Raw genomic sequence first — 25726 nt, 5'->3', positions numbered from 1 at the left:
CAGGTAGATTGGCGTGGGCTGGCAGGCCGTCATCGCAGGCAAGCCAGCTCCCACAGTTGGATCGCTGAGTGTCAGGTAGATTGGCGTGGGCTGGCAGGCCGTCATCGCAGGCAAGCCAGCTCCCACAGTTGGATCGCTGAGTGTCAGGTAGATTGGCGTGGGCTGGCAGGCCGTCATCGCAGGCAAGCCAGCTCCCACATTTGATCAGTTCCCACTCTTGCTTTGGGGTGTGGCTTACACCACCAACGACAGCAACATGATGAAGATCAGCGCCACGATCGACAGAATGGTCTCCATCGCCGTCCAGGTCTTGAACGTCTCGGCCACGGTCATGTTGAAGTACTGCTTGACCAGCCAGAACCCCGCATCGTTGACGTGAGACAGGATCAACGAACCCGCGCCCGTCGCCAGTACCAGCAACTCGCGGTTGACGCCAGGGATCATCCCCACCACTGGCACCACAATGCCCGCGCCGGTAATGGTCGCGACCGTCGCTGAACCGGTGGCAATCCGAATCACCGCCGCCACCAGCCACGCCAGCAGGATCGGGTTGATCTGCGCGTTCACCGCCATATGGCCGATCACGTCGCCCACGCCGCTGGTCACCAGCATCTGCTTGAAGCCACCACCGGCACCGATGATCAGGATGATCGCGGCGGTCGGCGCAAGGCTGGCGTCGAGCAGCTTGAGGATCTGCTTGGAGTGGATGCCCTGACGATGGCCAAAGGTGTACAGCGATAACAGCAAAGCCAGCAACAGTGCGGTGATCGGGTGGCCGATCATGTCCATCCAGTTGCGTACCACGTTGCCTTCGGCGAACGCGATGTCGGCAAAGGTTTTGAGCAGCATCAGGAACACCGGCAGCAGCACGGTGACCAGGGTGATGCTGAAGCTGGGCAGCGACTTGTTATCGGTCTCGCGGGCCAGTTGGTCCACCAGTTCCTGGGACGGGTTGCCCGGGATGTACTTGGCGATGAACGTACCGAAGATCGGGCCGGCGATGATGGCGGTCGGCAGTGCGACGATCAGGCCGTACAGGATGGTCTTGCCGATATCGGCACCGAACACGCCGATGGCCAGCAGCGGGCCCGGGTGCGGTGGCACCAGGCCGTGCACCGCCGACAGACCGGCCAGCAGCGGGATACCGATCTTGATCAACGACACGCCGGTACGCCGGGCGACGATAAACACCAGCGGGATCAGCAACACAAAGCCGATTTCGAAGAACAGCGGGATGCCCACCAGGAACGCGGCGAACATCATGGCCCACTGGACCTTCTCTTTGCCGAAGGCGCGGATCAGGGTCTGGGCGATCTGATCGGCACCGCCGGACTCGGCCATCATCTTGCCGAGCATCGTGCCCAGCGCGAGGATGATGCCGACAAAGCCGAGCACCCCGCCGAAACCGTCCTGGAACGCCTTGATGATCTTGTCCACGGGCATGCCCGAGGTCAGGCCGAGGAAACCGGCCGCGATGATCAGTGCAATGAACGGGTGCACCTTGAACTTGGTGATCAGTACGATCAACCCAATGATAGTGACTACTGCATCTAGCAGCAGGTAAGACTCGTGGGACATGCCAAACATGGGGGGTCTCTCCTGTTTGTTGTTGTTATTAAAGCGGGTGTTGAACTTCCTGCCGGGGATAGCGCTATCTTTTCCGGCAAAAAATTAATGAGTAGGTTCAAAGCCGTGCTTGCGCCACCAGGTATGGGTCTGCGCGGCCAGTTCCTCGACGCTGTCTTCACTGGCGTTCAAGGCCAGGGTCAGCGGCTCGCCCTTGGGCGATTCAAGGGTGGCGAACTGGCTGTCGATCAGGCTTGCCGGCATGAAATGGCCGGGGCGGTGAGACACGCGGTCGGCGGCGACTTCGCGGGTCAGCTCCAGGAAGACAAAGCCCAGGCCCGGCGCAGCTTCGCGCAGGTGGTCACGGTATTTTTTCTTCAGGGCCGAACAGGTCAGTACAGGATGCTCGCCCGCTTTCAACGCGCGACGCAGTTCATCGCACAGGATGTCGAGCCAGCCGGCGCGGTCGTCGTCGTTGAGGGGGTGGCCGGCGCTCATCTTTTCGATGTTCGCGGCAGGGTGAAAGCTGTCGCCTTCAATGGCAGTGGCGCCGTTAAGGGCGCACAGGGCTTGGCTGACGCTGGACTTGCCACAGCCGGAAACACCCATGATGACCAGGGCGGTAACAGGTTGACTCATGAAACACCTCAGGACGCAGATAGCGCTACCTTTGCATAGCGTAAGGCTAGTGCAAAAACAGGCTTTTCCCGCGCCGACTTGTCATTTTTATGGAGTGACGCGTGCATCCGTTCCAACAGATTGACTTCAAGAGCTGGACAGGATCAGGCAACCCTTTATCCAAGAATTTGCAGCCCTTTGGAGACAGCGCTACCTTAGTGCCTCGATTTTTGTTTGGCAAGCCGCCTGATGACCTCCAAGAACGATAAAAATACCCGCACGACGGGCCGCCCTACCCTCAATGAAGTTGCGCGCCTGGCCGGCGTCAGCCCGATCACGGCCTCCCGTGCCCTGCGCGGCATCAGCACCGTGGCCACCGAACTGGTGGAAAAAGTGCAACAGGCCGCCGCCGAACTGAGCTACGTGGTCAACCCCGCCGCCCGCGCCCTGGCCTCGGCGCAGAGCCATTCGGTGGTGGTGCTGGTGCCGTCACTGTCCAACCTGCTGTTTATCGAAACCCTGGAAGCTATCCATCAGGTACTGCGGCCCAAGGGCTTTGAAGTACTGATCGGCAACTCCCATTATTCGCGCGATGAAGAAGAAGACCTGCTGCGCAACTACATGGCCTACCAGCCACGGGGTTTGTTGCTGACCGGTTTTGACCGCACCGAAAGCGCGCGACGAATGGTCGAGGCCAGCAATGTGCCCTGTGTGTACATGATGGATCTGGACCCCAATGCCGGGGTGAACTGTGTGGGCTTCTCGCAACTGGCCGCCGGCGAGACCGCGGCGGCGCACTTGCTGTCCCGGGGGCGCAAGCGCCTGGCCTATATCGGCGCACAACTGGACCAACGCACCTTGCTGCGTGGCGAAGGCTTTCGCCGCGCCTTGCAACAGGCCGGCATGTACGATCCGGCGCTGGAGCTGCTGACGCCACGCCCGTCTTCCGTGGGCCTGGGAGGCGAACTGTTTTTGCAACTGCTGGCCGCCCATCCGGATGTGGACGCGGTCTTCTTCGGCAACGACGACCTGGCCCAGGGCGCCCTGCTCGAAGCCCTGCGCCATGGCATCAAGGTGCCTGAACGTGTGGCGGTGCTGGGCTTCAACGACCTACCCGCCTCGTCATTCATGGTGCCGCGCCTGAGCAGCATCAGCACCCCACGGGAAGCGATCGGACGTCGAGCAGCAGAGCATCTGCTGACGATCATGGCGGGCAACAAGGTGGCCAAGCCAGTGGTGGATATGGGGTTTGAGTTGCAGGTGCGCGAGAGCACCTGAGCGTCGAGCCGAACGCAATCAATGTGAGAGCGGGCCATGTAGTGTCCACAGAATCAGCGCCTGGCACAGGTCCCCTGTGTGAGCGGGCTTGCTCGCGAAGGCGGTGGGTCAGTCAACGCATCTTCAACTGAACCACCGCTTTCGCAGGCAAGCCAGCTCCCACATTTTCGGCCGTGCTCGCTTCACACCCTCGCCGCCGTGTCCGGCCCCTGCTAGATTGGTCACTCTCTTAGATGCCAGGGAAGCACCATGGGCCATTCACTGAAAATCTTGGGTCGTACCTCTTCAATCAACGTGCGAAAAGTACTGTGGACCTGCCAGGAGTTGGGCATCGATTACGTGCGCGAAGACTGGGGCATCGGTTTCAAGCCTACCCAATCCCCCGATTTCCTCGCCTTGAACCCCAACGCCCAGGTGCCAGTGCTGATCGACGACCATGGCGTGCTATGGGAGTCCAATACCATCTGCCGCTACCTTGTCGGCCTCTACCAGCGCCATGACTTGCTACCCGTTGAGCCTGCCTTGCGTGCACGGGTCGAACAGTGGATGGACTGGCAAGCCACCGAACTCAACCCTTCGTGGGGCTATGCGTTCCACGCACTGGTGCGTCAAAACCCGGACTATCAGGACCCGCAACGCATCCAGGCGGGTGTGCAGGCCTGGAATGACAAGATGGCCTTGCTAGAACAACAGTTGACCAAGACCGGCGCCTACGTCGCCGGCGAAGAGTTCACCCTCGCTGACATCTTGATAGGCCTTTCGGTACATCGGTGGCAGATGACACCCATGGAGCGGCCACCCTACCCCGCCATCGCGGCGTATTACCAACGCCTCAGCCAGCACGCCGGTTTCAAGACGTTCGCGCTCGACGGCCACAATTAGAGAAGCAGTTGCGCACGTTAAGCTCCAAGCCCAATAGCGGTTTGGCTTAAAGCTCGAAGCTTCCAACTCGCCCAACTGAAGGTTATTCATGCCCACACTCGCCGCCTGCGTCTCAGACCCAACCCGCGCCGCCCACATCAGCGCCCGCATCGACCGCCTGCCCGCCGTCGCCACTATTTGGCGCCTGGTGGCGTTGCTCTCCATCGGCGGTTTTTTCGAGCTGTATGACCTGTTCCAAACCGCCTATATCAGCCCTGGCCTGATCAGCGACGGGATTTTTCATACCGGCAGCGAAGGTGTTTTCGGTTTCTCGGACCAAGCCGCTTTCGCATCGGCCACGTTCCTCGGCCTGTTCCTCGGCGCCAGCCTGCTCAGCCCCATCGCTGACCGCTTCGGGCGACGCGCGATTTTCACCTTTGCGTTGGTCTGGTACACGGTGGCCACGGTGTTGATGGGCATTCAAACCTCGGCCTTGGGCATCATCTGCATGCGCTTTCTGGTGGGCATTGGCCTTGGCATCGAACTGGTGACCATCGACGCCTACCTCTCGGAACTGGTGCCCAAACGTATGCGCAGTTCGGCGTTTGCCTTTGCGTTTTTTATCCAGTTTCTGTCCGTACCGGCCGTGGCGTTGATGTCGTGGTGGCTGGTGCCACAGGCGCCTTTCGGTATCGCGGGCTGGCGCTGGGTGGTGCTCTCAAGTGCGGTGTTTGCGTTGTTTATCTGGCAACTGCGCAAGCGCCTGCCGGAATCACCGCGCTGGCTTGCACAAAAGGGACGCTTTGAAGAGGCCGACACGATCCTGAACAACCTGGAGGCACGCTGCCGAAAAGACCAAGGCAAGCCGCTGGACGAACCGGAACCCGAAGCGATCAGCGTGCAGGGCAATGGCCGTTTCGCCGATATCTGGCAGCCGCCCTACCGTCGCCGCGCCTTGATGCTGATCGTGTTTCATGTATTCCAGGCCATCGGCTTCTTCGGCTTCGGCAACTGGCTGCCGGCCTTGCTCTCGGGCCAGGGTGTCAGCGTGACCCACAGCCTGCTCTACGCCTTCATCATCACCCTCGCCTACCCGCTGGGCCCGCTGTTGTTCGTCAAGGTGGCCAACCGCTTCGAGAACAAGTGGCAAATTGTCGGATCGGCCATGGGTGCAGTGATTTTCGGCAGCCTGTTTGCCCTGCAAACCACGGCGTTAGGGCTGATTTTCTGCGGGGTGATGATCACCTTCTGCAATGCCTGGCTGAGCTTCAGTTATCACTCGTACCAGAGCGAATTGTTCCCCACCAATATCCGTGCGCGAGCGGTCGGGTTCTGTTATTCGTTCAGCCGTTTATCCACGGTGTTCAGCAGCCTGTTGATCGGTTTTATCCTCGAGCACCTGGGCACGCCGGGCGTGTTGGCGTTTATTGCCAGCAGCATGTTGATAGTGATGATTACCATCAGTTGGTTTGGGCCGCGCACGCGCAACCTGGCGCTGGAGAACATCGCTCACTGACGGCAACGGTTGGCCGCACAAGGAGAAGGCTTGCCGCGCCGACGACGCCAGCCCCAGTAAACACTGGGGTCTGGCAACCGGCACAGTATTTGCTCCAGCTGTCGCACCGTCTGTTTTCATAGGTGACCGATCATGCTGGTTAACAACACTCAAGCGGCGTCGAACGTGCAACAGATCACGCGACCCGACATGGACCCCGCCAACGCCGCCGCCAGTGCGCTGTACAGCGGCGCCCTGCAGGCTGTGCAACACAGCGTGACAGTGCCCGCCGCGCAGAGGGAATTGGACAAGGCCAGCGATCGCATCGACGAAGCCTTCGCCAAGACCCGCGTGCAGTTACAGGCCACAACTAATGGGGCACGTACCGAGTTCACCGAATACATGAGCAAGACCCCAGCCGAACGTATTCGTGAACAGTTACTCAAGGAACAAGGGCTGACCGAAGAACAAGTGCAGGCGATGCCCCAGGACAAACAAGACGCCATCGCCAAACAAGTGGCCGAGCGCTTGAAAGAGCAGCAACAGCAGCAGGTGGCGGCGAAGGCTACTGCTTCGCCAGCCCAGACACTTAAAGAAACCTTGGCCGCGATCTAAACAGGTGCGAGCTGGCTTGCCTGCGATGCAAACAACTCGGTGGATCTGCAGGACCGAGGTGATGCTATCGCAGGCAAGCCTGCTCCCACATAGAGCGGCGGCTGCGCTATTGCAATTGCAGCGTCGAATTGAACTGACTGATCGCATCTACCACATGCCGTGACCCTTCCTGGATCTCCAGGATCACCTGCCCCGCCTCGTTCGCCAACTCCACGCCCAGGCCCGTACGGCTCAAGCTCGACTGCATGCTCGACACGGCGCTCAACGACAGGTCATGGTTCTTGCGCACCACGTCCACGATCTCAACGGTGGCCTGGCTGGTGCGAGCGGCAAGGCTGCGCACTTCATCGGCCACCACCGCGAACCCCCGCCCGTGCTCGCCCGCGCGCGCGGCTTCAATCGCCGCATTCAGGGCCAACATGTTGGTTTGTTCGGCAATGCTGCGGATGGTCTGCACGATGGCGCCGATGATGTCTGACTGTTTGCTCACCGCATCGATGCTCTGTGCCGCCTGGTTAAGGTCGTGGGACATGGCTTCAATGATCTGCACCGTTTGCTGCACCACCTGCGAGCCCTTGCGGGCGCAGGCATCGTTTTGTACCGAAGTAGCGTGCGCCGAATCGGCAGCCGTGCGCAGGGTGCTGACTTGCTCGGTGATATCGCTGGCGAACTTCACCACTTTGTACAAGCGCCCATGGGTGTCGAAAATGGGGTTGTAAGAGGCTTCCAGAAACAGGGTCTTGCCGTATTTGTTTTTACGTTCGAAGCGGTGGGAGTGAAATTCACCGCGATTGAGTGAAGCCCAGAACGCTTTATACGCCGGGGACTCGACTTCGCTGCGGTGGCAAAACATGCTGTGATGCTGGCCGATGATTTCTTCGCGCGTGTACTGCACCGTGCGCAGGAAGTTGTCGTTGGCATTGAGGATCTGGCCCTGGGGAGTGAATTCGATTACCGCCATGGAACGGCTGATGGCGTCGATCAGACTTTGGTTTTCGTGTTCGTGATGGACCCGTGCGGAAATATCCGCCGCCACCTTGATCACACTGCGTACCTGATGGTCGCTGTCCAGCACCGGCAAATAGCTGGCTTCCAGCCACACTTGCTCACCGCGCTTGTTAAGGCGCATGAAGGTGCCGCTGAGCGCCTCGCCTCGCGCCAGATCGCGCCACAACTGGTGGTAGGCATCGGTGTGGGTATAAGCCTCCTCGCAAAACAGGCGGTGATGTTTGCCACGGATCTCCTCGACGCTGTAGCCCATGGTTTGGCAAAAGCGTTCGTTGGCATTCAGGATCACTCCCGTGCGGTCGAACTCGATCATCGCCATGGAGCGACTGATGGCGGCAAGCTTGGCGTTGGCTTCGGTGAGGGCACAGGAAAAACGCTGGATTTCTTGCAGGTCGGATTTGTGCTGGCGGTTGAACATGGTCAGATCACCCTAGATTCCCGGCGCCTGGAGGGCGCATTCCATTCATACGTTGGATATTTCTGGTACACCTGCATGGGGAAATAACCATTGGAAACGCTTTATCGGCCAAGCGTCGTTAACGGTTCTGGGTGAGCATAGACAGGCCTTGGCACTCTGCAAGGCCACTAATCCGCCAGCATTGCTGCTCAGGGATGATCAAGGGGCTTGAAGACAGCCTGCTGCACATCGACTTTTTTCGGGATCAGGCCGTTGGCAAAAAACAGGTCGGCGGTGCGTTGCTGGTTGGCAATGTCGATGGCCGCCAAGGGGCGGATCGGCTCGGGCGAGCGATGTTCGAAGTAGCTTTTGATCACCGCCGGTTGCAGGCCCAGGGTGCCGGCCATCAGCGTGATGCTCGCGTCAGGCTCATCAAGCGACAGGCGCTGCGCCTTGCCAAGCGTCTGGATAATCGTGGCAATGGCCTCTGGGTGCTGCTTGGCAAACGGGTGGTTGACCACGAAGAAACTGCCCGCAGGGTTCAACCCTTGCCCGTCCCGCAGCACGCGTGCCGAGCCGTCGATCACGGCGGCCGAGTAGTACGGGTCCCACACTACCCATGCGTCCACCTTGCCTTGTTCGAACGCGGCGCGGCCGTCGGAAGGCGACAGGTACACCACGTTCACATCCTTCCACTGCAACCCGGCGTGCAGCAGGCTTTTGAGGAACAGGTTGTGTGCACTGGAGCCCTTGAGCAATGCCACGCGCTTGCCCTTGAGTTCGGCCACGTTCTGCACGGTACTGGCCTTGGGCACCAGCACTGCTTCGGCCTTGCCCTCGTTGGGCTCGACGGCAAAATACTGCAAGTCGATCCCGGCTGCCTGGGCGAAGATCGGCGGGATATCGCCAATATTGCCGATGTCCAGGCTGCCGGCGTTGAGCGCTTCGATCAGCGGCGGGCCACCGAGAAATTCGGTCCACTGCACCTGGGTGCCCGGCAGTGCGGCTTCGAAGAGCTTGTGCTCACGGGCGAGCACCATGCTGACCGAGCTTTTCTGGTAGCCGATGCGCAGCGTGGAAGGTTCGGCCGCCGAGGTGGGTTGCGCCAGTACTGCCAATGCCAGCAGCGAACTGCCCAGCAGGTGTCTGATTGCTTTCATAAGTTGCCTCTTGGTGGTTCGATCAGATTCAAAGTGAGCACAGGAAGTGTGGGAGCTGGCTTGCCTGCGATGGCGGCCTGACATGGCCAGAGGTGTTGGCTGGCTCACCGCTATCGCAGGCAAGCCAGCTCCCACATTTGATCGGGGTGGGATTCAAGTCCGGTAACAGCGCGGGCCATGTAGTCACTGACCGAGCGCTGGGAAATCCCCAGTTCGGCGGCGATCTGGGGGTACGTCAGGCCGTTGACGCGGGACAACAGGAACGTCGTCTTGACCTTGGCCGGCAAGCGGTCGAGCGATAGATCGATGGCTTGGAGGGCTTCGAGTACCTGCGCCCGGTCCTCGGCGCAGGCTGCATCGTCATCCAGCACAGCGAGGTAGGCACGCTCCAGGTCACGCCGGCGCCACACCTGGTACACCAGGCGCTGGGCAATGGTGGTAAGCAATGCGCGGGGCTGTCGTATCGGCGCTACCTGAGGTGCACTCAAGAGCTGGACAAACGCGTCGACGGCGATGTCTTCGGCGTGGGCACGGGAGTTGAGGTAGCGGTGCAAGCGGCTGCACAGCCAAGGGTAATGAATGCGAAACAATGAGCCCACGTAGTCGCTGTGAGCACGATCGGCGCCGGACATAGTGGCTCCTTCTGAGTAGGTTGCGCGGTATGTCCGGTGTTCCGGTGAAGCAATCCTAGCAAGGCTACTTATGCTTTAATAATATTTAAAACGCATTCTTATATAACCTTATTGAAGTACCGGATAGCCGTTGCTGGCGGCTTTGCGCTGGTAATCCAACACCACCTGGTAGTCATCTTCGCTGGCAGGAAGCACAGCTCGCATACCGAGGGTTTGCGCCACCTGCGGCAGGTCCTGCAACGCCAGGTTCATCGCCTCCCGAATCTGCGCTACCTGCGCATCGCTCAAGCCCAGCGCGCCTATGTAAGGCAAAGTCGGGCTCGGCGCGCTGCGGGCGATGACGCGCAGGCCCGCGACCTCTGCTGGGGCGAATCGGGCGAGGTAGTCGTAGGTGACGCTGTCGATGGCGGCGAGGTCGGCGCGGCCTTCACACAGCCAGCGCAAGCTCTCGCGATGGGCACCGCTGATGCCGACGCTGGCGAAGAAACGCCCGTCGCGCTGCAACGGCGCCAGGCAGTCACGCAGCAGGTTCATACCGCTGTTGGAGTCGTGGCCGTTGATCACGCCGCGGCTCTGGTAGAACTGGGCCAGGCGGGTACGCGGGTTGTCAGCGCGAGTTAACAGCAGGCTGCAATGTTCGCCGTGGCTGCTGTGGGCCAACTCGTAACGGGGGCGCCCAATGATGCGCACCTGGCCGCGCAGTTGGGTCATCAGCGGGTAGCCGCAGGTTTGGCTGACGAGCAATTGCGGCGCCAGCCACAGGCCGCGCAAGTCGAGGTGGTCGGCATCAAGACGATGCAGCTTCAAGCGCTCAAGGATGCGCGCCAGCCAGTATTGATTGGCCTGCTGGATGGGCTCGGGCGCAACGTACATGCGCAGGTCGGCGTAGTGCTCACTCATGGTCGCCTCTCAGGCAAACGGGTGCAGGGGACTGTCGATGGCCTTGAGGCCGTGACGGCTGATCAACTGGCCGTAGCCTTGCACCAGGAAACCACCGCTGCGCGCCAGCCACTGCTTGCGCCGGGCACGGTACACCCTGGGCAGCAGGTACCACGGCAACTTTGGCAGATCGTGGTGCACCAGGTGCAGATTGTTGTTGAGAAACAGCCAGGCCCAGGGCCAGGACGCTTCGTTGAGCACTGTGCGCTGTTCCGGCCGAGGATGGGGGCGGTGCTCATAGTAGGAACGGATTGAGGCCAGGGACAAGGCTGGCACGCTGACTAGCAGCAGGTAATGCCACACCGCAAGCGCGCTGTAGTAGGCGATGAAACTCAGCATCAGCACAGTGACGGCGCCGTGGACCAGCCACATCGGCCATACCTGGGGCAGGCGTTGAAACTCGTGACGTGCCAACCGGCCAATGACCAACGGCGCAGCCAGCAGGAAACGGCCAAGCACGGTCTTGGTCAGCCAATGCACGCCACGTTCGAACAGTGAGCTGTTGTTCCATTGCTGCTGATTGAGGTAGCGGCTTTCCGGGTCGATGCCCGGCAGGGTCAGGTCATGGTCGTTATGGTGCAACAGGTGGCTGTCGCGGTACAGCGTGTAGGGATACCACACCGCGAAAGGGGCATAGCCGAGGAGTTTATTCAGCCATAACGAACGGGTCGGGTGACCGTGGAGCAATTCGTGCTGCACTGATAGCCACAGGGTCAGCAGCGGAATCAGCAGCAACATGCTCAGCCACACGCCCAGCCACCGGCTGCCAAGGATCACCGCAAACCAGCCGGCATACACGCCGATCAACAGCAGCCAGGTCGGCCACTCGGTTCTTGCCACAAAGGTCGTCGCCAGGGCTTCGATTTCCCGGCGGTGGGTCGGATCAAGGTAATTGGCCATCGGCAGCTCAGAGCAGGTGTTTCCTGCTCTGTGCAATGAGGCGGGAAAATCTTGCAGATCGTTTGGTTCTAAGCGTGTAACTCAGTGACCGAACAAGCCTGCTTCGGATTTTTTGGTCTTCTTGTCCGCGCGTTTTTCATCCGCGGTCTTTGCCGGTTTTTTCTTCGCGGCTTTCTTTGAATCCATACCTTTGGCCATGATGCATGCTCCACTAACAGGGGATGTAGCACTGGGTATACCACCTATTGCCCGGCAGAAGGCGCTTATAATCCCCTGCCCTGGATAATGCTTGTCTGAACCCCATGCCCCCATTGCACATCGAACCGCTGGCCGAGCCTCTATGGCCACTGCTGAACAAGTTTTATCGCCACCACAATTCGTCGATGAAGGCGCTCAAGGGCGGCCGTTTGTGGGTAGTGCGAGATGGCGAGATCGTGGCCGGCTTGTGCTTGAGCCCGGTGGTGGGTGGGCAGTGGCTGACGGGGGTGTTTGTGGCGCCGACTTATCGTGGCCAGCAGCTGGCGGCGCGACTGATTGGCGAGGCCGTGGCGAGTTGTGAAGGGACGGTCTGGTTGCTGTGCCATCCGGACCTGGAAGGGTTGTATCAGGGCATGGGGTTCAGCCAGGACACGGTTTTGCCGCAATCGCTGAGTGAACGGCTGGTGCGTTACAAGCGCAATAAGCCGATGATTGCGATGGGGCTCAATGCCCCAGTCCTGAATAAACACTGATCGAATGTGGGAGCTGGCTTGCCTGCGATAGCGGTGTATCAGCTACAAATAAGGTAGCTGGCCCACCGCTATCGCAGGCAAGCCAGCTCCCACAGTTGAACTGTGGGTTCAGAGGGGCTATTCGTCAGCCGTTGGGTCCAGCTCCGGGAACATCACTTCAATAAACCCGAATTTGCTGAAGTCGGTAATCCGCGAGGGGTACAGCCTGCCGATCAAATGGTCGCACTCATGCTGCACCACCCGCGCATGGAAGCCGTCGGCAAAACGTACGATCGGCTCGCCTTTGGGGTCGAACCCTTCGTAGCGGATCTGCTGGTAACGATTCACGGCGCCGCGCAGGCCGGGCACTGACAGGCAACCCTCATAGCCCTCTTCCTGCAGCGGGCTGAGCGGTGTGATCAGCGGGTTGATCAAGATGGTCTGCGGCACAGGCGGCGCGTCCGGGTAGCGTTCGCTGGCCTCGAAACCGAAGATCACCAGTTGCAGGTCCACGCCAATCTGCGGCGCCGCCAGGCCAACGCCGCCCACGTGCTCCATGGTCTGGAACATATCGTCGATCAGTTGCCACAACTCCGGGCTGTCGAACATCTCCGGCGGCACCGGCGGGGCGATACGCAGCAGGCGCTCGTCGCCCATTTTCAGGATTTCACGGATCATTGTTCAGGCTCGGTCATGGGCTTGGAGTGGTCCCGGCCTAGGCCTGAGACGTGTTGTTTTTCATCGGTGTGGCCCGGCTCGCCTATTTCCTTCTCACCGGGGTCCTTGCCCTCGGCAGACATATGCTCGATCACCGCGTTCATCTCCGCGCCCAGCAGCAGTACGGCGGCAGAGATGTAGAAATACAGGAGCAAGACAATGATCGCACCGATACTGCCATACATGGCGTTGTAGTCCGCGAAGGTCTTGACGTAGTAGCCAAAGCCCAGGGAGGCGACGATCCATACCACCACGGCCAAGACGGAGCCGGGGGTGATAAAGCGAAATTCCTGCTCGACGTCCGGCATCACGTAGTACATGAGGGCCACGGCGAACATCAGCAAGATCACAATCAGCGGCCAGCGCAGGATGGTCCACAACGTGACCACGAATTCCTGCATGCCGATCTGCCCGGCCAGCCACTCCATGACTTGCGGGCCCAGCACCATCAGCGCGGCGGCCGCCAGCAGCATGCCGGCGATACCCACGGTGTAGAAAATCGACAGCGGGAAACGCTTCCAGATCGGCCGACCTTCAACCACATCGTAGGCGGCGTTCATGGCGCTCATCATCAGGCGCACGCCCGCAGAGGCCGTCCACAGGGCGATAACGATACCCACCGAGAGCAAGCCGCCCTTGGACTGCTGCAACTGATCGATCACCGGGTTGACCTGTTCCAGCGCCTGGGGTGGCAACACCAGCTCCGATTGCAGGCGCAGCCAACTGAAGAAGTCGGGCAAATGCAGGAAGCCGATCAGGGCAATGAGGAACAGCAGGAACGGAAACAAAGAGAACAGCATCTGGTAGGCCAGTGCCGAGGCGTAGGTAGGCATCTCGTCATCGACGAATTCCTTGATGGTGCGTACCAGCACCTTGTGCAGCTTGAGACCATCGAGTACTGGAAAAAGCATAGCGTCTCCTTTCGCCGCAAAAGAGGTTGAGTTCGTGGGCGACTCAGGGGCCGTTTTCTACATCAAAGTAGCCCATTTGGCGACTTTGAAACAATTTCGAAAGTTTAGTTGCAGCACCGGATACAAAAACGGCCATCCGTGGATGGCCGTCGGGCTGCTGGGGTCAGCCAGCCAGGACATGTTACTCAGTGGCTTTTTTCACTGCGTCCTTGGTCTTGCCCACTGCTTGCTGAGCTTCGCCTTTTTTCTCTTGGATCACGCCTTCAGCACGCAGCTTGTCATTGTCTGTGACTTTACCGACGCCTTGCTTGATGTTACCGACAGCTTCGTTCGCCAAGCCCTTTACCTTATCGGAAGTGCTGCTCATGGTATTACTCCTGATAACAATCAAATGGTTTTTGGTCACTACGTAGCGGTTGACCCGAAGCGCAACGGCAGAGTTTCAATTATTTTTGCGCAAGCATTTCATCGAAAGCGGCAGGTTTGGCTTTATGTTTTGCAGCCAACCCACGAGAATGCCCGGCACATTCAGGCTGCAACGCTGGATAACAGATCCCGTAGGAAGGTTATGAAACTCAATAAAGCACAGGCCATTGCCCGCAGAAACCAGGAACTGGGCGGTGCCGTACTCGGCGTCAACAACTGCCACTTCACCGACCTGGACCGCAAACGCAACATCTGGTGGTTCGACCTGCCGGTGGGGCGTATTGCCGTAGGCCAGTACGAGTGGATCCACCTGTTGATGCACAACGCCGACACCGACCAGTTGCTGCACCTGAAGGTGCCGACCGTGTTCCTGCGTGAAAAACTCGAAGGGCTGGTGGTACGCAATGCGGGCAAGCGCAAGCCGGAGATTACCCTGGAGTTGAGTGCCGACAAGGATTCGTTCTTGAAGGACGTACGCCCCGCCGGTGCGGGTGTGAGCTTCGCGCAGTTCGCGTTGTAAGCCCGGTAACCCTGTGGGAGCGGGCTTGCCCGCGATGGCAGTGAGTCAGGCGATACAGCAGTGGCTGCTGTAGCGCTATCGCAGGCAAGCCAGCTCCCACAGGGGGTAAGTGTTTCGCCAGCGCCCTCATAAAAAAACCCGCATCGGCGGGGTTTTTTATGGGTTACTTTTTAAGACCGAGTTTCTTCAGTTCTTCATCACGCAATTCACGCCGCAGGATCTTGCCCACGTTGGTGGTCGGCAGCGCATCACGGAACTCGACGGCCTTGGGCACCTTGTAGCCGGTGACGTTGGCGCGCATGTGCTCCATCACCTGGTCCTTGGTCAGGGTAGCCCCTGGCTTGACCACGATGAACAACTTGATGTGCTCGCCGGATTTTTCATCCGGTACGCCGATAGCCGCACACTGCAGCACACCCGGCAGGCCCGCCAGCACGTCTTCCAGCTCGTTGGGGTAGACGTTGAAGCCGGAGACCAGAATCATGTCCTTCTTGCGGTCGACGATACGCATGTAGCCGTCTGGCTGGATGATCGCGATGTCGCCGGTCTTCAGCCAACCCTCGCTGTCAAGCATCTCGTCGGTAGCTTCCTGGCGCTGCCAGTAGCCCTTCATCACTTGCGGACCTTTCACGCACAACTCGCCAGTTTCGCCCAGTGCAAGCTCGGTACCGTCGTCGGCGATGACTTTACACGCGGTGGAAGGCACCGGAATGCCGATGGTGCCGATCTGGATGTGCTGGATCGGGTTGACCGTGGCCACCGGGCTGGTTTCGGTCATGCCGTAGCCTTCGCAGATCGCGCAGCCGGTCACGGCCTTCCAACGCTCCGCCGCCGCCAGCTGCAACGCCATGCCGCCCGACAGGGTGACCTTCAGCGCAGAGAAGTCCAGCTTGCGGAAACCTTCGTTGTTGCACAGTGCCACGAACAGGGTGTTGAGGCCGACGAAGCCGCTGAACTTCCACTTCGACAGTTCCTTGACCATCGCCGGCAGGTCGCGCGGGTTGCTGATCAGGATGTTGTGGTTGCCGATCAGCATCATCGCCATGCAATGAAAGGTGAAGGCATAGATGTGGTAGAGCGGTAGCGGCGTGATCAGGATCTCGCAGCCTTCATTGAGGTTGGAGCCCATCAGCGCCTTGCATTGCAGCATGTTGGCGACGAGGTTGCGGTGGGTCAGCATCGCGCCCTTGGCCACGCCGGTGGTACCGCCGGTGTATTGCAACACGGCCACATCGCCGCTGGCCGGGCTGGCATCGTTGACCGGCTGGCCATGGCCCTTGGCGAGTACGTCGTTGAATTTGATGGCCTGGGGCAGATGATAGGCCGGGACCATTTTCTTTACGTATTTGATCACGCTGTTGATCAGCACGCGCTTGAACGGCGAGAGCAGGTCGGCAACTTCGGTGACGATCACGTGCTTGACGGCGGTCTTGGGCACGACTTTTTCAGCCAGGTGCGCCATGTTCGCCAGGCAAACCAGGGCCTTGGCCCCCGAATCATTGAATTGGTGCTCCATCTCCCGCGCGGTGTACAGCGGGTTGGTGTTGACCACGATCAGGCCGGCGCGGATCGCACCGAATACAGCGACGGGGTATTGCAGAACGTTGGGCAGTTGCACGGCGATTCGATCGCCAGGCTTCAAATCGGTATGCTGTTGCAGATACGCGGCGAATGCGCCGGACAATTCGTACAGTTCACCGTAGGTGATTGTCTTGCCCAGGTTGCTGAAAGCCGGTTTGTTGGCGAAGCGCTGGCAGGACTGCTTCAGTACCGCCTGAATATTCGGATACTCGTCTGGATTGATCTGTGCAGCAATCCCGGCGGGGTACTTATCCTTCCAAAAGTCTTCATTCATGGAAGCCCACTCCTCAGCGACGCGAATTCATCATCGCATTTGATGCGATTATTATTGGTGTATGTTTTTAGGTGAGTCTGGCGCTTTCAAGCAGGCCTAGAAGTCACAAAGCGCGCCGAGAGTAGCAGCTTTGCCAAGGGCCGCCTAGAGCCAAAAGAGGCCCCTACAGTCATAAACATGACTCAAGAATATCCAATGGTCACTTTTAGAGCAAAAATTCTATAACACCAGGAATGGCTCTAGAACAGGCTATCAAGGGCGAAAAATACAGTGTGGGAGCTGGCTTGCCTGCGATAGCGGTGGATCAGTCAATTCAACAGGCGACTGAAACACTGCTATCGCGGGCAAACCAGCTCCCACATTTTTGTACCCTGTTTCAATTCAAGCGATGTCGCGCAGCTCCCGGCGCAGAATTTTCCCCACCGGGGTCATCGGCAACGACTCTCTCAACACAATATGCTTGGGCACCTTGTACCCCGTGAAGTTGGCCTTGCAGTACGCCTTCAGTTCCTCGAGGCTCACCCCCTGGGCCCGTGCCACCACGAACAGCTTCACCGCCTCCCCCGTGCGCTCGTCCGGTACGCCGATCACGGCGCAGTTGGCCACGGCCGGGTGGGCCATGATCACGTCTTCGATTTCGTTGGGGTACACGTTGAAACCCGAGACGATGATCAAATCCTTCTTGCGATCCACAATACTGATGTAGCCATCGGTGTCGATCACCGCAATGTCACCGGTCTTCAACCAGCCATCGGCGTCCAGGGTTTCGGCGGTGGCGGCCGGTTGCTGCCAGTAGCCCTTCATCACTTGTGGGCCCTGGATGCACAGTTCGCCGCGCTCGCCCAACGGCAGTTCTTGCCCCAGGTCATCCACGACTTTCATCGCCGTACCCGGCACCGGGATGCCCACGGTACCCAGGCGCGACAGGCCCCCATAGGGGTTGGTACTGGCCACTGGCGAGGTTTCGGTGAGTCCGTAGCCTTCGCCGATGGCGCAGCCGGTCACCGCCTTCCAGCGTTCCGCCGTGGCCTTGACCAGGGCGGTGCCGCCGGAGTTGGTAATCTTCAGGTGGGAGAAATCCAGGGTCTTGAAATCCGGGTGGTCCATCAGCGCCACAAACAGTGTGTTGAGCCCCAACAGGCCGGAGAACTGCCACTGTTTGAGCTCCTTGATAAACCCGCCGATGTCCCGTGGGTTGGTGATCAGCACGTTGTGGTTACCGGAGACCATCATGCACATGCAATTGGCCGTGAATGCATAGATGTGGTAAAGCGGCAGCGGTGCAATCATCACCTCCTGCCCTTCCTTGATCAGCGGATGGCCGTCGTCGCCCAGTTGCGACATGCACGCCCGCACTTGCTGCATGTTCGCCACCAGGTTGCCGTGAGTGAGCATCGCGCCCTTGGCCAGCCCAGTGGTGCCGCCGGTGTATTGCAGCACGGCGACGTCGTCCAGGGTCACCGGATGGCGCGTCACTCCAAGGCCTGCGCCCATGCGCAGGGCGCGCTTGAACGACACCGCCCGTGGCAGGTGATAGGCCGGGACCATCTTCTTCACCTTGTCGACCACGGTGTTAACCAGCCAGCCTTTGGCGGCGGGCATGAAATCGCCCATCCTGGCTTCGATCAGGTAGTCGATCTCCGTGTCGGTGCACACCTCCTGCACACGTGAACCGAACAGGTTGAGGTAGACCAGCGCCCGCACACCGGCATCCTTGAACTGATGGCGCATCTCGCGCGGCGTATAAAGCGGGTTGGTGTTGACCACGATCAGCCCGGCGCGCAGTGCGCCGAACACCGCAACCGGGTAATGCAGCACGTTGGGCAACTGCACCGCGATGCGCTCGCCGGGCTTGAGGTCGGTGTGCTGCTGCAGGTAACCGGCAAACGCCGCACTCTGGCGCTCAAGCTCGGCGTAGGTGAGGGTAATGCCCATGCTGCTGAATGCCGGACGGTCGGCAAAGGTCTTGCAGGAACGCTCGAAGACCTCGATCACCGACTTGTAGGTGCTGAGGTCGATGGCATTGGGGACTCCCGCCGCGCGTTTGTCATTCCAGAAATCAGGTTGCATTATTCTTGTCCTCTTTACCTGAGTGTGTCCGGCCGCTGCCATGCAGATGTGCAGCAATAAGAAGCGGAGCTTTGGGGAAGTTAGCAGCTATGGCCAAACAGGCAAGACGCTAAACTGTGTCATTGATTGTATGAATCTTGTACCTAAGGCGTAGGCAGATACCCCGCCTCACGCCGGATGAGCTATACAATGGCCACCACCCTGAGCAAAGGAAGCCGCCATGAACCACAGCACCTTCTGGCTGACCGCGAACGACCACACCCGTCTGTACGTCAACCAATGGATGCCCGACGGCCCGCCCAAGGCCGTGGTGATGATTTCCCATGGCATGGCCGAGCACGGCGGTCGCTATGCGCGCCTGGCGCAGGCGTTGTGTGGCGCAGGGTATGGCGTATATGCGCTGGACCAGCGTGGGCATGGCCGTACCGCCGAGGCCGGCACCGTTGGGCTATATGCTGAAACGGATGGCTGGAACAAAGTCGTGGGCGATCTGGCCAGCCTTAATCAGCACATCGGCCAACAGCATCCCGGGCTGCCGATCATCTTGCTGGGCCACAGCATGGGCAGCTATATCTCCCAGGCATACTTGCTGCATCACAGCGCCAGCTTACATGGCGCAATACTCAGCGGCTCGAATTTCCAGCCGGTGGCCCTCTACCGTGCAGCGCAAATCATTGCGCGCATCGAACGTGCACGCCAAGGCCTGCGAGGGCGCAGTGCGTTGATCGACTTCTTGTCGTTCGGCTCATTCAACAAAGCCTTCAAACCCAATCGCACCGCGTTTGACTGGCTCAGCCGCGACCCGGTTGAAGTGGACAACTACATCAACGACCCACTCTGTGGCTTTCGTTGCACCAATCAACTGTGGATCGACCTGTTGGGCGGCTTGCAGCAGATCAGCAAAGTCTCCAACCTGGCGCAGATTGATCCCGGCCTGCCGATCCTGGTGATTGGCGGCGATCGTGATCCGGTGAGTGAAGGCAAGCGTCTCAAGCACCTGGCCCACGCCCTGCGTGAGGCCGGTTGCCAGGACGTGCAATTGACGCTTTACCCGCAGGCGCGCCATGAAGTATTCAACGAAACCAACCGTGATGAAGTCACCGCCGACCTGCTGACCTGGCTCGACCAGGCGCTGGCGTTGCGCAGGCCCACCCGCTGCGAATAGTTTTTGCTTTAAAATCAGCCGATTAATTACCGTTAAGCCACAGGATGCACCTTGAGATGACCCAGGTAACCAACACCCCGTACGAAGCGCTTGAAGTGGGCCAGACTGCCAGCTTCAGCAAAACCGTCGAAGAGCGCGATATCCAGTTGTTCGCCGCCATGTCGGGTGACCACAACCCGGTGCACCTGGACGCTGAATACGCCAAGGCGACCATGTTCAAGGAGCGGATTGCCCACGGCATGTTCAGCGGCGCGCTGATCAGCGCGGCAGTGGCCTGCGAGCTGCCTGGGCCGGGCACGATCTATATCGGCCAGCAAATGACCTTCCAGAAACCGGTGAAGATCGGCGACACCCTGACCGTGCGCTTGGAAATCCTCGAGAAACTGCCGAAGTTTCGCGTGCGCATTGCCACTCGGGTGTTCAACCAGCGTGATGAGTTGGTAGTCGATGGCGAGGCGGAGATTTTGGCGCCGCGCAAACAGCAAGTCGTGACCCTGACCGAGCTGCCGCCAATCAGCATCGGCTGATCTACATTCCAGCCTTTGCATAAAAAAATGTGGGAGCGGGCTAGCCCGCGAATGCGGTGTATCAGCCAATACAACAGTGACTGATCCACCGCTTTCGCGAGCAAGCCCGCTCCCACACTAGGTCCAGCGTAGGTCTTACCTCAGGTCTTACGACTGAGCGCGAGCCTGGTTACGCAGGGCTTTTACCTGGTCGTGGTTGCGCTGTACACCGTGGTACTGACGCTCAACCAAGTCACGAATGCCCACCAGGTTGTGCTTGTTGATCTTCTCGATCGCTTCCTTGTAAGCCTTCAGTGCGTGGTCTTCACCGCGCTCGGCTTCGTTCAATACGGCCTCTTCGTCCTTGCCGGTGACCATCGACTTCACGTCGACCCAGCCACGGTGCAGGGCGCCGGCAACACTACCGGACTTCTCTGGATCGCCGCCCAGGGCACGCACAGCAGTTTTCAGTTCTTCGGCAGCGGTACCGCAATCAACAGCACGCTTGGCAAACAATGCCTTGAGTTCCGGATGCTTGATGTCTTCAGCGCATTCCTTGAAACCCTTTTGGCCGTCGATGCTGGTCTCGATCAGGTCGTTCAGTACGGAGATCGATTCTTTGTTGATATCAGTCATTTTTCAATTCCTTGTACGGGTTAGAAGGTTGCCTTGGTTATTGCAGCGCCCGTGCCAGGTTTATAAAAATTATTTTTATGTTTATTTTCAATAAGTTACGAATTATTGAACCATCTGTATGTTGGTTATTTGCATGATCTGTCATTTGGCCTTCATGCAGAATGCCTGTATTTTCGAAAGCCTGGCCTCAACCCTACGACGCTCATGAATCCCGAAAAACTCGAACTACTGATCACCCGCCAAATGCCCTTCGGCAAATACAAAGGCCGGATCATTGCCGACCTGCCCGGGCCCTACCTGAATTGGTTCGCCCGTGAAGGTTTCCCCCACGGGGAACTGGGCGGTTTGCTGGCCTTGATGCAGGAAATCGACCACAACGGCCTGTCCGAATTGCTTGAACCACTGCGCGCCAAACATGGCAGACCCGCCCCCCGCCACTAAGAGACTCACCATGCCAAGGAATGCCGATAACGAACCGCACTGGCAGGCCATCGCCCAGCGCTATGAATACGAGCCCGGTCCGATCAACCTGGAAAACGGCTACTTCGGGCGTATGAGCCGGGCGGTGCAGGCCCAATACCTTGAGCACATCAGCTTTATCAACCGCAGCAACTCTGTGCATGTGCGCCAGCGTTTTGAACAGGGTGAAAACAACGAGATACGCCGCCAGTTGGCCGGCTTGATTGATGTCGACCCCGAATCGGTCGCTTTCACCCGTAACGCTACCGAAGCCTTGCAGTCACTGATCCGCAACTACAACCGCCTGCAACCGGGCGACCAGGTGCTGATCAGCGACCTGGAATACGACACGGTCAAAGGCGCCATGCGCTGGCTGGCAGCGACTCGCGGCGTGGAAGTGATAGAGGTGGCCCACACCCACCCGGCCAGTTTCGACAGCCTGGTGCAGACTTATCACAATGTGTTTGTGCAGCACCCACGTCTGAAATTAATGGCCTTGACCCATGTGACCCACCGTACGGGCCTGGTCATGCCGGTTGCGGCCATTGCCAAGGCCGCGCGCGAACGCGCAATCGACGTGATCCTCGACGGCGCCCACGCCTTGGGCCAGATCGACTTCAACCTGGCCGAACTGGGCATTCAGTTCGCCGGCTTCAACCTGCACAAGTGGATCGGCGCGCCGCTGACCCTGGGATTTTTGTACATCGCACCGGAGCGCCTGGCCGATATCGACCCGGATATGGGCGAGTTTCACTACCCAGCCACCGATGTGCGAGCGCGTACGTCCTACAGCACGCCGAACTTTCCGGCGCTGATGACCTTGCCCCTGGTGTTTGAAGAGCATCGACAGTTGGGTGGCGCTGCGGCCAAGGGCGCACGCGTCAATTACCTGCGCACCCTATGGGTAAACCAGGTACGGCCGCTGCCGGGGATTGAAGTGCTGACTTCGGATGACCCGCGACTGTACTGCGGGATCACAGCCTTCAAGTTCATCGGGCGTGATCAGCAGACGATGGTGGACAGGTTGCTCAAGGAGCACGGCCTGTTCACCACTACGCGCACGGGGGCAGCGTTTGGCACCTGTATCCGGGTGACGCCGGGGCTGGTGACGTCGGCGGCGGACATCAATGCGCTAGTCCATGCGATCACCAAACTAAACACCGTTTAAAACTGTGGGAGCTGGCTTGCCTGCGATAACGGTGTATCAGCCAAAGATGGGCTAACTGATAAATGGCTATCGCAGGCAAGCCAGCTCCCACCTTCAGAGCGGCGATGTGCTTGAGGTTTTTTACAGGCAAAAAAAAGCGGCACACCGACCAAGTGCGCCGCAAAAATGCCGTTAAGCACAGCAACAACGATTCGATAAATCAGTTCAGTCCAGCAGCGCCAGCGCCTGGGCAGTGACTTCCTGGATACGCGCCCAGTCGCCGTTCTTGACCCACTCCGGATCCAGCATCCAACTGCCGCCCACGCACATCACGTTCTTCAACGCCATGTAGCTCTTGATGTTGGCCGGGCCAACACCGCCAGTCGGGCAGAATTTGACTTCGCCGAACGGGCCGCCGAGAGCCTTGATGGCAGCAACACCACCGCTGACTTCAGCCGGGAACAGCTTGAAGCGGCGATAACCCAGGCCGTAGCCTTCCATGATGCCGGAGGCGTTGCTGATGCCCGGCAACAGCGGGATCGGGCTGTGCACCGAGGCTTCCAGCAAGTCACGGGTAATGCCGGGGGTGACGATAAATTGCGAGCCTGCCACTTCTGCCGCTTCGAGCATGTGACGATCGAGCACAGTACCGGCACCAGTGCACAGTTCTGGACGTTGCTCGCGCAAGACCTGAATGGCCTTGAGGCCGAACTCGGAACGCAGGGTCACTTCCAGCGCGGTCAAACCGCCAGCGGCCAGGGCGTCGGCCAACGGCAGGATGTCCTGCTCGCGGGCGATGGTGATCACCGGCAGGATCCGCGCCTTGGCGCAGAGGCTGTCGATCAAGGCAACTTTATCCGCCATGGACACGGTCGGTTGAGGGCTTTTCATAGCGGCTGATCCTTGGCTCATGGGCACCAGTAAATCTCTAGAGTAGGTTGCAAAAACGCGCGAATCGGCATGGCAGCAACATCGTCGCTGGCCAGGGCGGCGCTCAAGGTAGTCAATTTCGAACTGCCGGAAATCGACAGCACGGTGTAGCTGGCCGTGGCCAGCAGCGCACGACTCATGGTCAGGCGCTGGTGCGGTACAGTGGGCGCCAGCATCGGCCAGCAACGGCGGGTACCGTCGGCCTTCAGCGCTTCGCTCAGGTTAGGGCTGTTGGGGAACAGCGATGCGGTGTGGCCGTCATCGCCCATGCCCAGCACCAGCACATCAATGGCTGGCAACTCGCCCAGCAGGCGATCGGCCTGCTCGGCAGCGTCTTCAAGATTGGCAGCGGGGCTGTACAGGCTCAAGAACTTCGCCTTGGCCGCCGGACCTTGCAGCAAGTGTTGTTTCAACAGGCCAGCATTGCTGTCGGCATGTTCGACCGGCACCCAGCGTTCATCGGCCAGGGTGATGGTGACCTTGGACCAGTCCAGGCCCTGCTTGGCCAGGTTCTGGAAAAACGCCACGGGGCTGCGGCCACCGGACACCACCAACGTCGCCTCGCCACGGGCGCTGATGGCCGAGCGCAGTTGTTCAGCCACGTCATTGGCCAGGCCATCGGCCAGCAGCGCAGGCGTACGGTACTCATGGGCAGTGACGCCCTGAGGCAGTTTCAATTCAGATATCGCCATACCACGACCTCCCATCCCGCGTGATCAGTGCAATGGAGCTCATCGGCCCCCAGGACCCCGCCGCATAAGGCTTGGGCGCATCACCGGATTTTTTCCACCCGGCGATCAACTGGTCACACCACTTCCACGCGGCTTCGATTTCATCTTTGCGAACAAACAGGTTCTGATTGCCGCGCATCACTTCCAGCAACAATCGCTCGTAGGCATCGGGGATGCGTGCGCTGCGATAGGTGTCGGAAAAATTCAATTGCAGTGGTCCGCTGCGCAGTTGCATGCCTTTGTCCAGGCCCTGCTCCTTGGTCATCACACGCAGGGAAATACCTTCGTCCGGCTGCAGGCGGATGATCAGCTTGTTGCTGATCTGCAGACGCTGCTCCGGGGCGAAGATGTAGTGGGACGGTTCCTTGAAGTGAATGACAATCTGCGACAGTTTTTGCGGCATACGCTTGCCGGTACGCAGGTAGAACGGCACGCCGGCCCAGCGCCAGTTACGGATATCGGCACGCAGGGCAACGAACGTCTCGGTGTCGCTCTGGGTATTGGAGTTGTCTTCTTCCAGGTAACCCGGCACGGCTTTACCAGCGCTGTAGCCGGCGATGTACTGGCCACGGACTACCTGAGTGGTCAGGCCCTCGGGGCTGATCGGCGCCAGGGCCTTGAGCACCTTGACCTTCTCGTCGCGGATGCTGTCGGCGGACAGGTCGGCAGGCGGGTCCATGGCAATCAGGCAAAGCAGTTGCAACAAGTGATTCTGGATCATGTCGCGCAGTTGGCCAGCCTTGTCGAAGTAACCCCAACGGCCTTCGATGCCAACCTGCTCGGCCACGGTGATTTCCACGTGGGAGATGTAGTTCTGATTCCACTGGGTTTCGAACAGGCTGTTGGCGAAACGCAGGGCGATCAGGTTTTGCACCGTCTCTTTGCCCAGGTAGTGGTCGATGCGATAGGTGCGGTTTTCCGGAAAGAACTGCGCCACGGCGTCGTTGACCTTGCGCGACGACTCCAGGTCCGAACCGATGGGTTTTTCCAGCACTACGCGGGTATTTTCCGCCAGGCCGACCTTGGACAGGTTTTCGCAGATCGCGCCGTACACCGCCGCCGGGGTGGCGAAGTAGGCAATCAGGCGTTGCTCGCTGCCGGCTTTTTCGGCCAGGGCGACGTAGTCGTCGGCCTTCATGAAGTCGACATGCACATAAGCCAGGCGTGCGAGGAAACGCTGGGCCACGGCTTCGTCGAGCTCTTTGCCGACGTATTTACGCAATTCTTTTTCGATATGGGCCAGGTGTTGCTGCTCGGAGCCGGCTTCACGGGCCAGGGCCAGGATGCGTGTGTCGTCGTGCAGCAACCCGGCGCCATCGAGTTGATAAAGGGCAGGAAATAACTTGCGCAGCGCCAGATCACCCAAGGCGCCAAACAGGGCAAAGGTGCAGGGTTCCACGGTTATCGAAGGCATGATGTTTGTTCTTTTATCAAGTTAAGCTACAAATACCTTTTTTCAAGGCATCACTCAAGG

At 59.4% G+C, this 25726-nt stretch carries 25 protein-coding genes and 2 pseudogenes; 10 read left to right on the top strand and 17 right to left on the bottom strand.

The features are described 5' to 3' along the window. Positions 1–234 precede the first annotated feature (234 nt). Together GIV26_RS11735 and GIV26_RS11730 are read right to left on the bottom strand one after the other, a co-directional pair. The gene (locus GIV26_RS11735; RefSeq protein ID WP_014719640.1) at positions 235–1587 is read right to left on the bottom strand and encodes a GntP family permease; all 1353 of its coding nucleotides are present in this window, start codon (positions 1585–1587) and stop codon (positions 235–237) included. An 84-nt stretch (positions 1588–1671) separates the two neighbouring features. Continuing rightward, a complete protein-coding gene (locus GIV26_RS11730; protein ID WP_034128504.1) occupies positions 1672–2205 on the bottom strand; it encodes a gluconokinase in 534 nt (177 codons plus the stop codon). Between the two features lie 225 nt (positions 2206–2430). On the opposite strand from GIV26_RS11730, the gene GIV26_RS11725 reads away from it, so the two are divergent. The 4 genes from GIV26_RS11725 (at position 2431) to GIV26_RS11710 (ending at position 6433) form a co-directional block, all read left to right on the top strand. Beyond that, the gene (locus GIV26_RS11725) at positions 2431–3462 is read left to right on the top strand and encodes a LacI family DNA-binding transcriptional regulator (protein WP_161975083.1); all 1032 of its coding nucleotides are present in this window, start codon (positions 2431–2433) and stop codon (positions 3460–3462) included. A gap of 249 nt (positions 3463–3711) precedes the next feature. Then, positions 3712–4344 (top strand): glutathione S-transferase family protein, encoded by a 633-nt coding sequence (locus GIV26_RS11720; protein WP_034128505.1) that lies wholly within the window; start codon positions 3712–3714, stop codon positions 4342–4344. Between the two features lie 88 nt (positions 4345–4432). Beyond that, on the top strand, positions 4433–5839 hold the full coding sequence (locus tag GIV26_RS11715; protein WP_198790625.1) for an MFS transporter: 1407 nt from the start codon (positions 4433–4435) through the stop codon (positions 5837–5839). Positions 5840–5971: 132 nt separating this feature from the next. Further along, positions 5972–6433 carry a hypothetical protein gene (locus GIV26_RS11710; RefSeq protein ID WP_236280591.1) on the top strand — a complete coding sequence of 154 codons (462 nt, stop codon included), beginning with the start codon at positions 5972–5974 and terminating at the stop codon, positions 6431–6433. 106 nt (positions 6434–6539) lie between these two features. Here GIV26_RS11710 and GIV26_RS27360 read toward each other — a convergent pair. The 6 genes and pseudogenes from GIV26_RS27360 to GIV26_RS11685 all read right to left on the bottom strand — a co-directional run. After that, positions 6540–6935, bottom strand: a pseudogene (locus tag GIV26_RS27360) (methyl-accepting chemotaxis protein); the annotation flags it as partial. A 150-nt stretch (positions 6936–7085) separates the two neighbouring features. Next, a pseudogene (locus GIV26_RS27355) lies at positions 7086–7859 on the bottom strand (PAS domain-containing protein); the annotation flags it as partial. 188 nt (positions 7860–8047) lie between these two features. Next, positions 8048–8998 (bottom strand): aliphatic sulfonate ABC transporter substrate-binding protein, encoded by a 951-nt coding sequence (locus GIV26_RS11700; RefSeq protein WP_236280588.1) that lies wholly within the window; start codon positions 8996–8998, stop codon positions 8048–8050. Positions 8999–9108: 110 nt separating this feature from the next. Beyond that, positions 9109–9630 carry a sigma-70 family RNA polymerase sigma factor gene (locus GIV26_RS11695; RefSeq protein WP_096144831.1) on the bottom strand — a complete coding sequence of 174 codons (522 nt, stop codon included), beginning with the start codon at positions 9628–9630 and terminating at the stop codon, positions 9109–9111. A 108-nt stretch (positions 9631–9738) separates the two neighbouring features. Continuing rightward, positions 9739–10530, bottom strand: a complete 792-nt coding sequence (locus tag GIV26_RS11690; protein ID WP_236280585.1) for a phosphate/phosphite/phosphonate ABC transporter substrate-binding protein — start codon at positions 10528–10530, stop codon at positions 9739–9741. Between the two features lie 9 nt (positions 10531–10539). Then, positions 10540–11469, bottom strand: a complete 930-nt coding sequence (locus tag GIV26_RS11685) for a fatty acid desaturase (protein ID WP_236280583.1) — start codon at positions 11467–11469, stop codon at positions 10540–10542. 302 nt (positions 11470–11771) lie between these two features. On the opposite strand from GIV26_RS11685, the gene GIV26_RS11680 reads away from it, so the two are divergent. Then, complete coding sequence (locus tag GIV26_RS11680) at positions 11772–12200, top strand: GNAT family N-acetyltransferase (RefSeq protein WP_236280580.1); 429 nt, start codon at positions 11772–11774, stop codon at positions 12198–12200. A 117-nt stretch (positions 12201–12317) separates the two neighbouring features. Here the strand turns inward: GIV26_RS11680 and def are convergent, their stop codons facing one another. The 3 genes from def to GIV26_RS11665 form a co-directional block, all read right to left on the bottom strand. Continuing rightward, positions 12318–12857: a peptide deformylase gene (gene def / locus GIV26_RS11675; RefSeq protein ID WP_034128513.1), complete on the bottom strand. Its 540-nt coding sequence runs from the start codon at positions 12855–12857 to the stop codon at positions 12318–12320. Then, positions 12854–13807 carry a YihY/virulence factor BrkB family protein gene (locus tag GIV26_RS11670; protein ID WP_032895581.1) on the bottom strand — a complete coding sequence of 318 codons (954 nt, stop codon included), beginning with the start codon at positions 13805–13807 and terminating at the stop codon, positions 12854–12856. Before GIV26_RS11670 ends, def begins: the two co-directional genes overlap by 4 nt. 181 nt (positions 13808–13988) lie before the next feature. Further along, the gene (locus GIV26_RS11665; protein ID WP_003193737.1) at positions 13989–14174 is read right to left on the bottom strand and encodes a CsbD family protein; all 186 of its coding nucleotides are present in this window, start codon (positions 14172–14174) and stop codon (positions 13989–13991) included. A 201-nt stretch (positions 14175–14375) separates the two neighbouring features. Here GIV26_RS11665 and GIV26_RS11660 point away from each other — a divergent pair, with 201 nt between their 5' ends. Further along, positions 14376–14753: a hypothetical protein gene (locus GIV26_RS11660; protein WP_003193739.1), complete on the top strand. Its 378-nt coding sequence runs from the start codon at positions 14376–14378 to the stop codon at positions 14751–14753. A 163-nt stretch (positions 14754–14916) separates the two neighbouring features. On the opposite strand, the gene fadD1 is transcribed toward GIV26_RS11660, so the two are convergent. Together fadD1 and fadD2 are read right to left on the bottom strand one after the other, a co-directional pair. Next, entirely contained in the window at positions 14917–16608 is a 1692-nt protein-coding gene (gene fadD1, locus GIV26_RS11655) for a long-chain-fatty-acid--CoA ligase FadD1 (protein ID WP_034128515.1), read from the bottom strand. Positions 16609–16989: 381 nt separating this feature from the next. After that, positions 16990–18678, bottom strand: a complete 1689-nt coding sequence (gene fadD2 / locus GIV26_RS11650) for a long-chain-fatty-acid--CoA ligase FadD2 (protein ID WP_054918241.1) — start codon at positions 18676–18678, stop codon at positions 16990–16992. A gap of 220 nt (positions 18679–18898) precedes the next feature. Here fadD2 and GIV26_RS11645 point away from each other — a divergent pair, with 220 nt between their 5' ends. After that, a complete protein-coding gene (locus GIV26_RS11645) occupies positions 18899–19843 on the top strand; it encodes an alpha/beta hydrolase (protein ID WP_236280577.1) in 945 nt (314 codons plus the stop codon). A gap of 56 nt (positions 19844–19899) precedes the next feature. Next, positions 19900–20370, top strand: a complete 471-nt coding sequence (locus GIV26_RS11640) for a MaoC family dehydratase (RefSeq protein WP_003193747.1) — start codon at positions 19900–19902, stop codon at positions 20368–20370. Positions 20371–20517: 147 nt separating this feature from the next. Here the strand turns inward: GIV26_RS11640 and GIV26_RS11635 are convergent, their stop codons facing one another. After that, positions 20518–20985 carry a ferritin-like domain-containing protein gene (locus GIV26_RS11635; protein ID WP_034128518.1) on the bottom strand — a complete coding sequence of 156 codons (468 nt, stop codon included), beginning with the start codon at positions 20983–20985 and terminating at the stop codon, positions 20518–20520. 204 nt (positions 20986–21189) lie between these two features. Between GIV26_RS11635 and GIV26_RS11630 the strand changes: the two genes are divergently transcribed. Continuing rightward, positions 21190–21426, top strand: coding sequence for a DUF3820 family protein (locus GIV26_RS11630; protein ID WP_003193750.1), 237 nt, complete (start codon positions 21190–21192; stop codon positions 21424–21426). A gap of 10 nt (positions 21427–21436) precedes the next feature. Beyond that, positions 21437–22612, top strand: a complete 1176-nt coding sequence (locus GIV26_RS11625; protein ID WP_236280575.1) for an aminotransferase class V-fold PLP-dependent enzyme — start codon at positions 21437–21439, stop codon at positions 22610–22612. 204 nt (positions 22613–22816) lie between these two features. Here the strand turns inward: GIV26_RS11625 and GIV26_RS11620 are convergent, their stop codons facing one another. The 3 genes from GIV26_RS11620 to zwf are packed head-to-tail and all read right to left on the bottom strand — an operon-like array spanning position 22817 to position 25666. Beyond that, on the bottom strand, positions 22817–23482 hold the full coding sequence (locus GIV26_RS11620) for a bifunctional 4-hydroxy-2-oxoglutarate aldolase/2-dehydro-3-deoxy-phosphogluconate aldolase (protein ID WP_026067364.1): 666 nt from the start codon (positions 23480–23482) through the stop codon (positions 22817–22819). A 17-nt stretch (positions 23483–23499) separates the two neighbouring features. Continuing rightward, positions 23500–24213 carry a 6-phosphogluconolactonase gene (pgl, locus tag GIV26_RS11615; RefSeq protein ID WP_034128520.1) on the bottom strand — a complete coding sequence of 238 codons (714 nt, stop codon included), beginning with the start codon at positions 24211–24213 and terminating at the stop codon, positions 23500–23502. Then, positions 24200–25666, bottom strand: coding sequence for a glucose-6-phosphate dehydrogenase (gene zwf / locus GIV26_RS11610; protein WP_034128521.1), 1467 nt, complete (start codon positions 25664–25666; stop codon positions 24200–24202). Before zwf ends, pgl begins: the two co-directional genes overlap by 14 nt. Between the last annotated feature and the right edge of the window lie 60 nt (positions 25667–25726).

Origin of the sequence: Pseudomonas sp. PA-1-3F, assembly GCF_021609665.1 — a bacterium.
In the GTDB taxonomy this organism is placed as follows: domain Bacteria; phylum Pseudomonadota; class Gammaproteobacteria; order Pseudomonadales; family Pseudomonadaceae; genus Aquipseudomonas; species Aquipseudomonas paracarnis.
Note: the sequence above shows the minus strand (reverse complement) of the source record. Positions and strands in the feature narration are given on the sequence as shown.

Excerpts from the sequence above, each read along its gene's own strand:
- GIV26_RS11735 (WP_014719640.1), bottom strand. The coding sequence starts at position 1,587 with ATGTTTGGCATGTCCCACGAGTCTTACCTGCTGCTAGATGCAGTAGTC.
- GIV26_RS11730 (WP_034128504.1), bottom strand. The coding sequence starts at position 2,205 with ATGAGTCAACCTGTTACCGCCCTGGTCATCATGGGTGTTTCCGGCTGT.
- GIV26_RS11720 (WP_034128505.1), top strand. The coding sequence starts at position 3,712 with ATGGGCCATTCACTGAAAATCTTGGGTCGTACCTCTTCAATCAACGTG.
- GIV26_RS11715 (WP_198790625.1), top strand. The coding sequence starts at position 4,433 with ATGCCCACACTCGCCGCCTGCGTCTCAGACCCAACCCGCGCCGCCCAC.
- GIV26_RS11710 (WP_236280591.1), top strand. The coding sequence starts at position 5,972 with ATGCTGGTTAACAACACTCAAGCGGCGTCGAACGTGCAACAGATCACG.
- GIV26_RS11700 (WP_236280588.1), bottom strand. The coding sequence starts at position 8,998 with ATGAAAGCAATCAGACACCTGCTGGGCAGTTCGCTGCTGGCATTGGCA.
- GIV26_RS11695 (WP_096144831.1), bottom strand. The coding sequence starts at position 9,630 with ATGTCCGGCGCCGATCGTGCTCACAGCGACTACGTGGGCTCATTGTTT.
- GIV26_RS11690 (WP_236280585.1), bottom strand. The coding sequence starts at position 10,530 with ATGAGTGAGCACTACGCCGACCTGCGCATGTACGTTGCGCCCGAGCCC.
- GIV26_RS11685 (WP_236280583.1), bottom strand. The coding sequence starts at position 11,469 with ATGGCCAATTACCTTGATCCGACCCACCGCCGGGAAATCGAAGCCCTG.
- GIV26_RS11680 (WP_236280580.1), top strand. The coding sequence starts at position 11,772 with ATGCCCCCATTGCACATCGAACCGCTGGCCGAGCCTCTATGGCCACTG.
- def (WP_034128513.1), bottom strand. The coding sequence starts at position 12,857 with ATGATCCGTGAAATCCTGAAAATGGGCGACGAGCGCCTGCTGCGTATC.
- GIV26_RS11670 (WP_032895581.1), bottom strand. The coding sequence starts at position 13,807 with ATGCTTTTTCCAGTACTCGATGGTCTCAAGCTGCACAAGGTGCTGGTA.
- GIV26_RS11665 (WP_003193737.1), bottom strand. The coding sequence starts at position 14,174 with ATGAGCAGCACTTCCGATAAGGTAAAGGGCTTGGCGAACGAAGCTGTC.
- GIV26_RS11660 (WP_003193739.1), top strand. The coding sequence starts at position 14,376 with ATGAAACTCAATAAAGCACAGGCCATTGCCCGCAGAAACCAGGAACTG.
- fadD1 (WP_034128515.1), bottom strand. The coding sequence starts at position 16,608 with ATGAATGAAGACTTTTGGAAGGATAAGTACCCCGCCGGGATTGCTGCA.
- fadD2 (WP_054918241.1), bottom strand. The coding sequence starts at position 18,678 with ATGCAACCTGATTTCTGGAATGACAAACGCGCGGCGGGAGTCCCCAAT.
- GIV26_RS11645 (WP_236280577.1), top strand. The coding sequence starts at position 18,899 with ATGAACCACAGCACCTTCTGGCTGACCGCGAACGACCACACCCGTCTG.
- GIV26_RS11640 (WP_003193747.1), top strand. The coding sequence starts at position 19,900 with ATGACCCAGGTAACCAACACCCCGTACGAAGCGCTTGAAGTGGGCCAG.
- GIV26_RS11635 (WP_034128518.1), bottom strand. The coding sequence starts at position 20,985 with ATGACTGATATCAACAAAGAATCGATCTCCGTACTGAACGACCTGATC.
- GIV26_RS11630 (WP_003193750.1), top strand. The coding sequence starts at position 21,190 with ATGAATCCCGAAAAACTCGAACTACTGATCACCCGCCAAATGCCCTTC.
- GIV26_RS11625 (WP_236280575.1), top strand. The coding sequence starts at position 21,437 with ATGCCAAGGAATGCCGATAACGAACCGCACTGGCAGGCCATCGCCCAG.
- GIV26_RS11620 (WP_026067364.1), bottom strand. The coding sequence starts at position 23,482 with ATGAAAAGCCCTCAACCGACCGTGTCCATGGCGGATAAAGTTGCCTTG.
- pgl (WP_034128520.1), bottom strand. The coding sequence starts at position 24,213 with ATGGCGATATCTGAATTGAAACTGCCTCAGGGCGTCACTGCCCATGAG.
- zwf (WP_034128521.1), bottom strand. The coding sequence starts at position 25,666 with ATGCCTTCGATAACCGTGGAACCCTGCACCTTTGCCCTGTTTGGCGCC.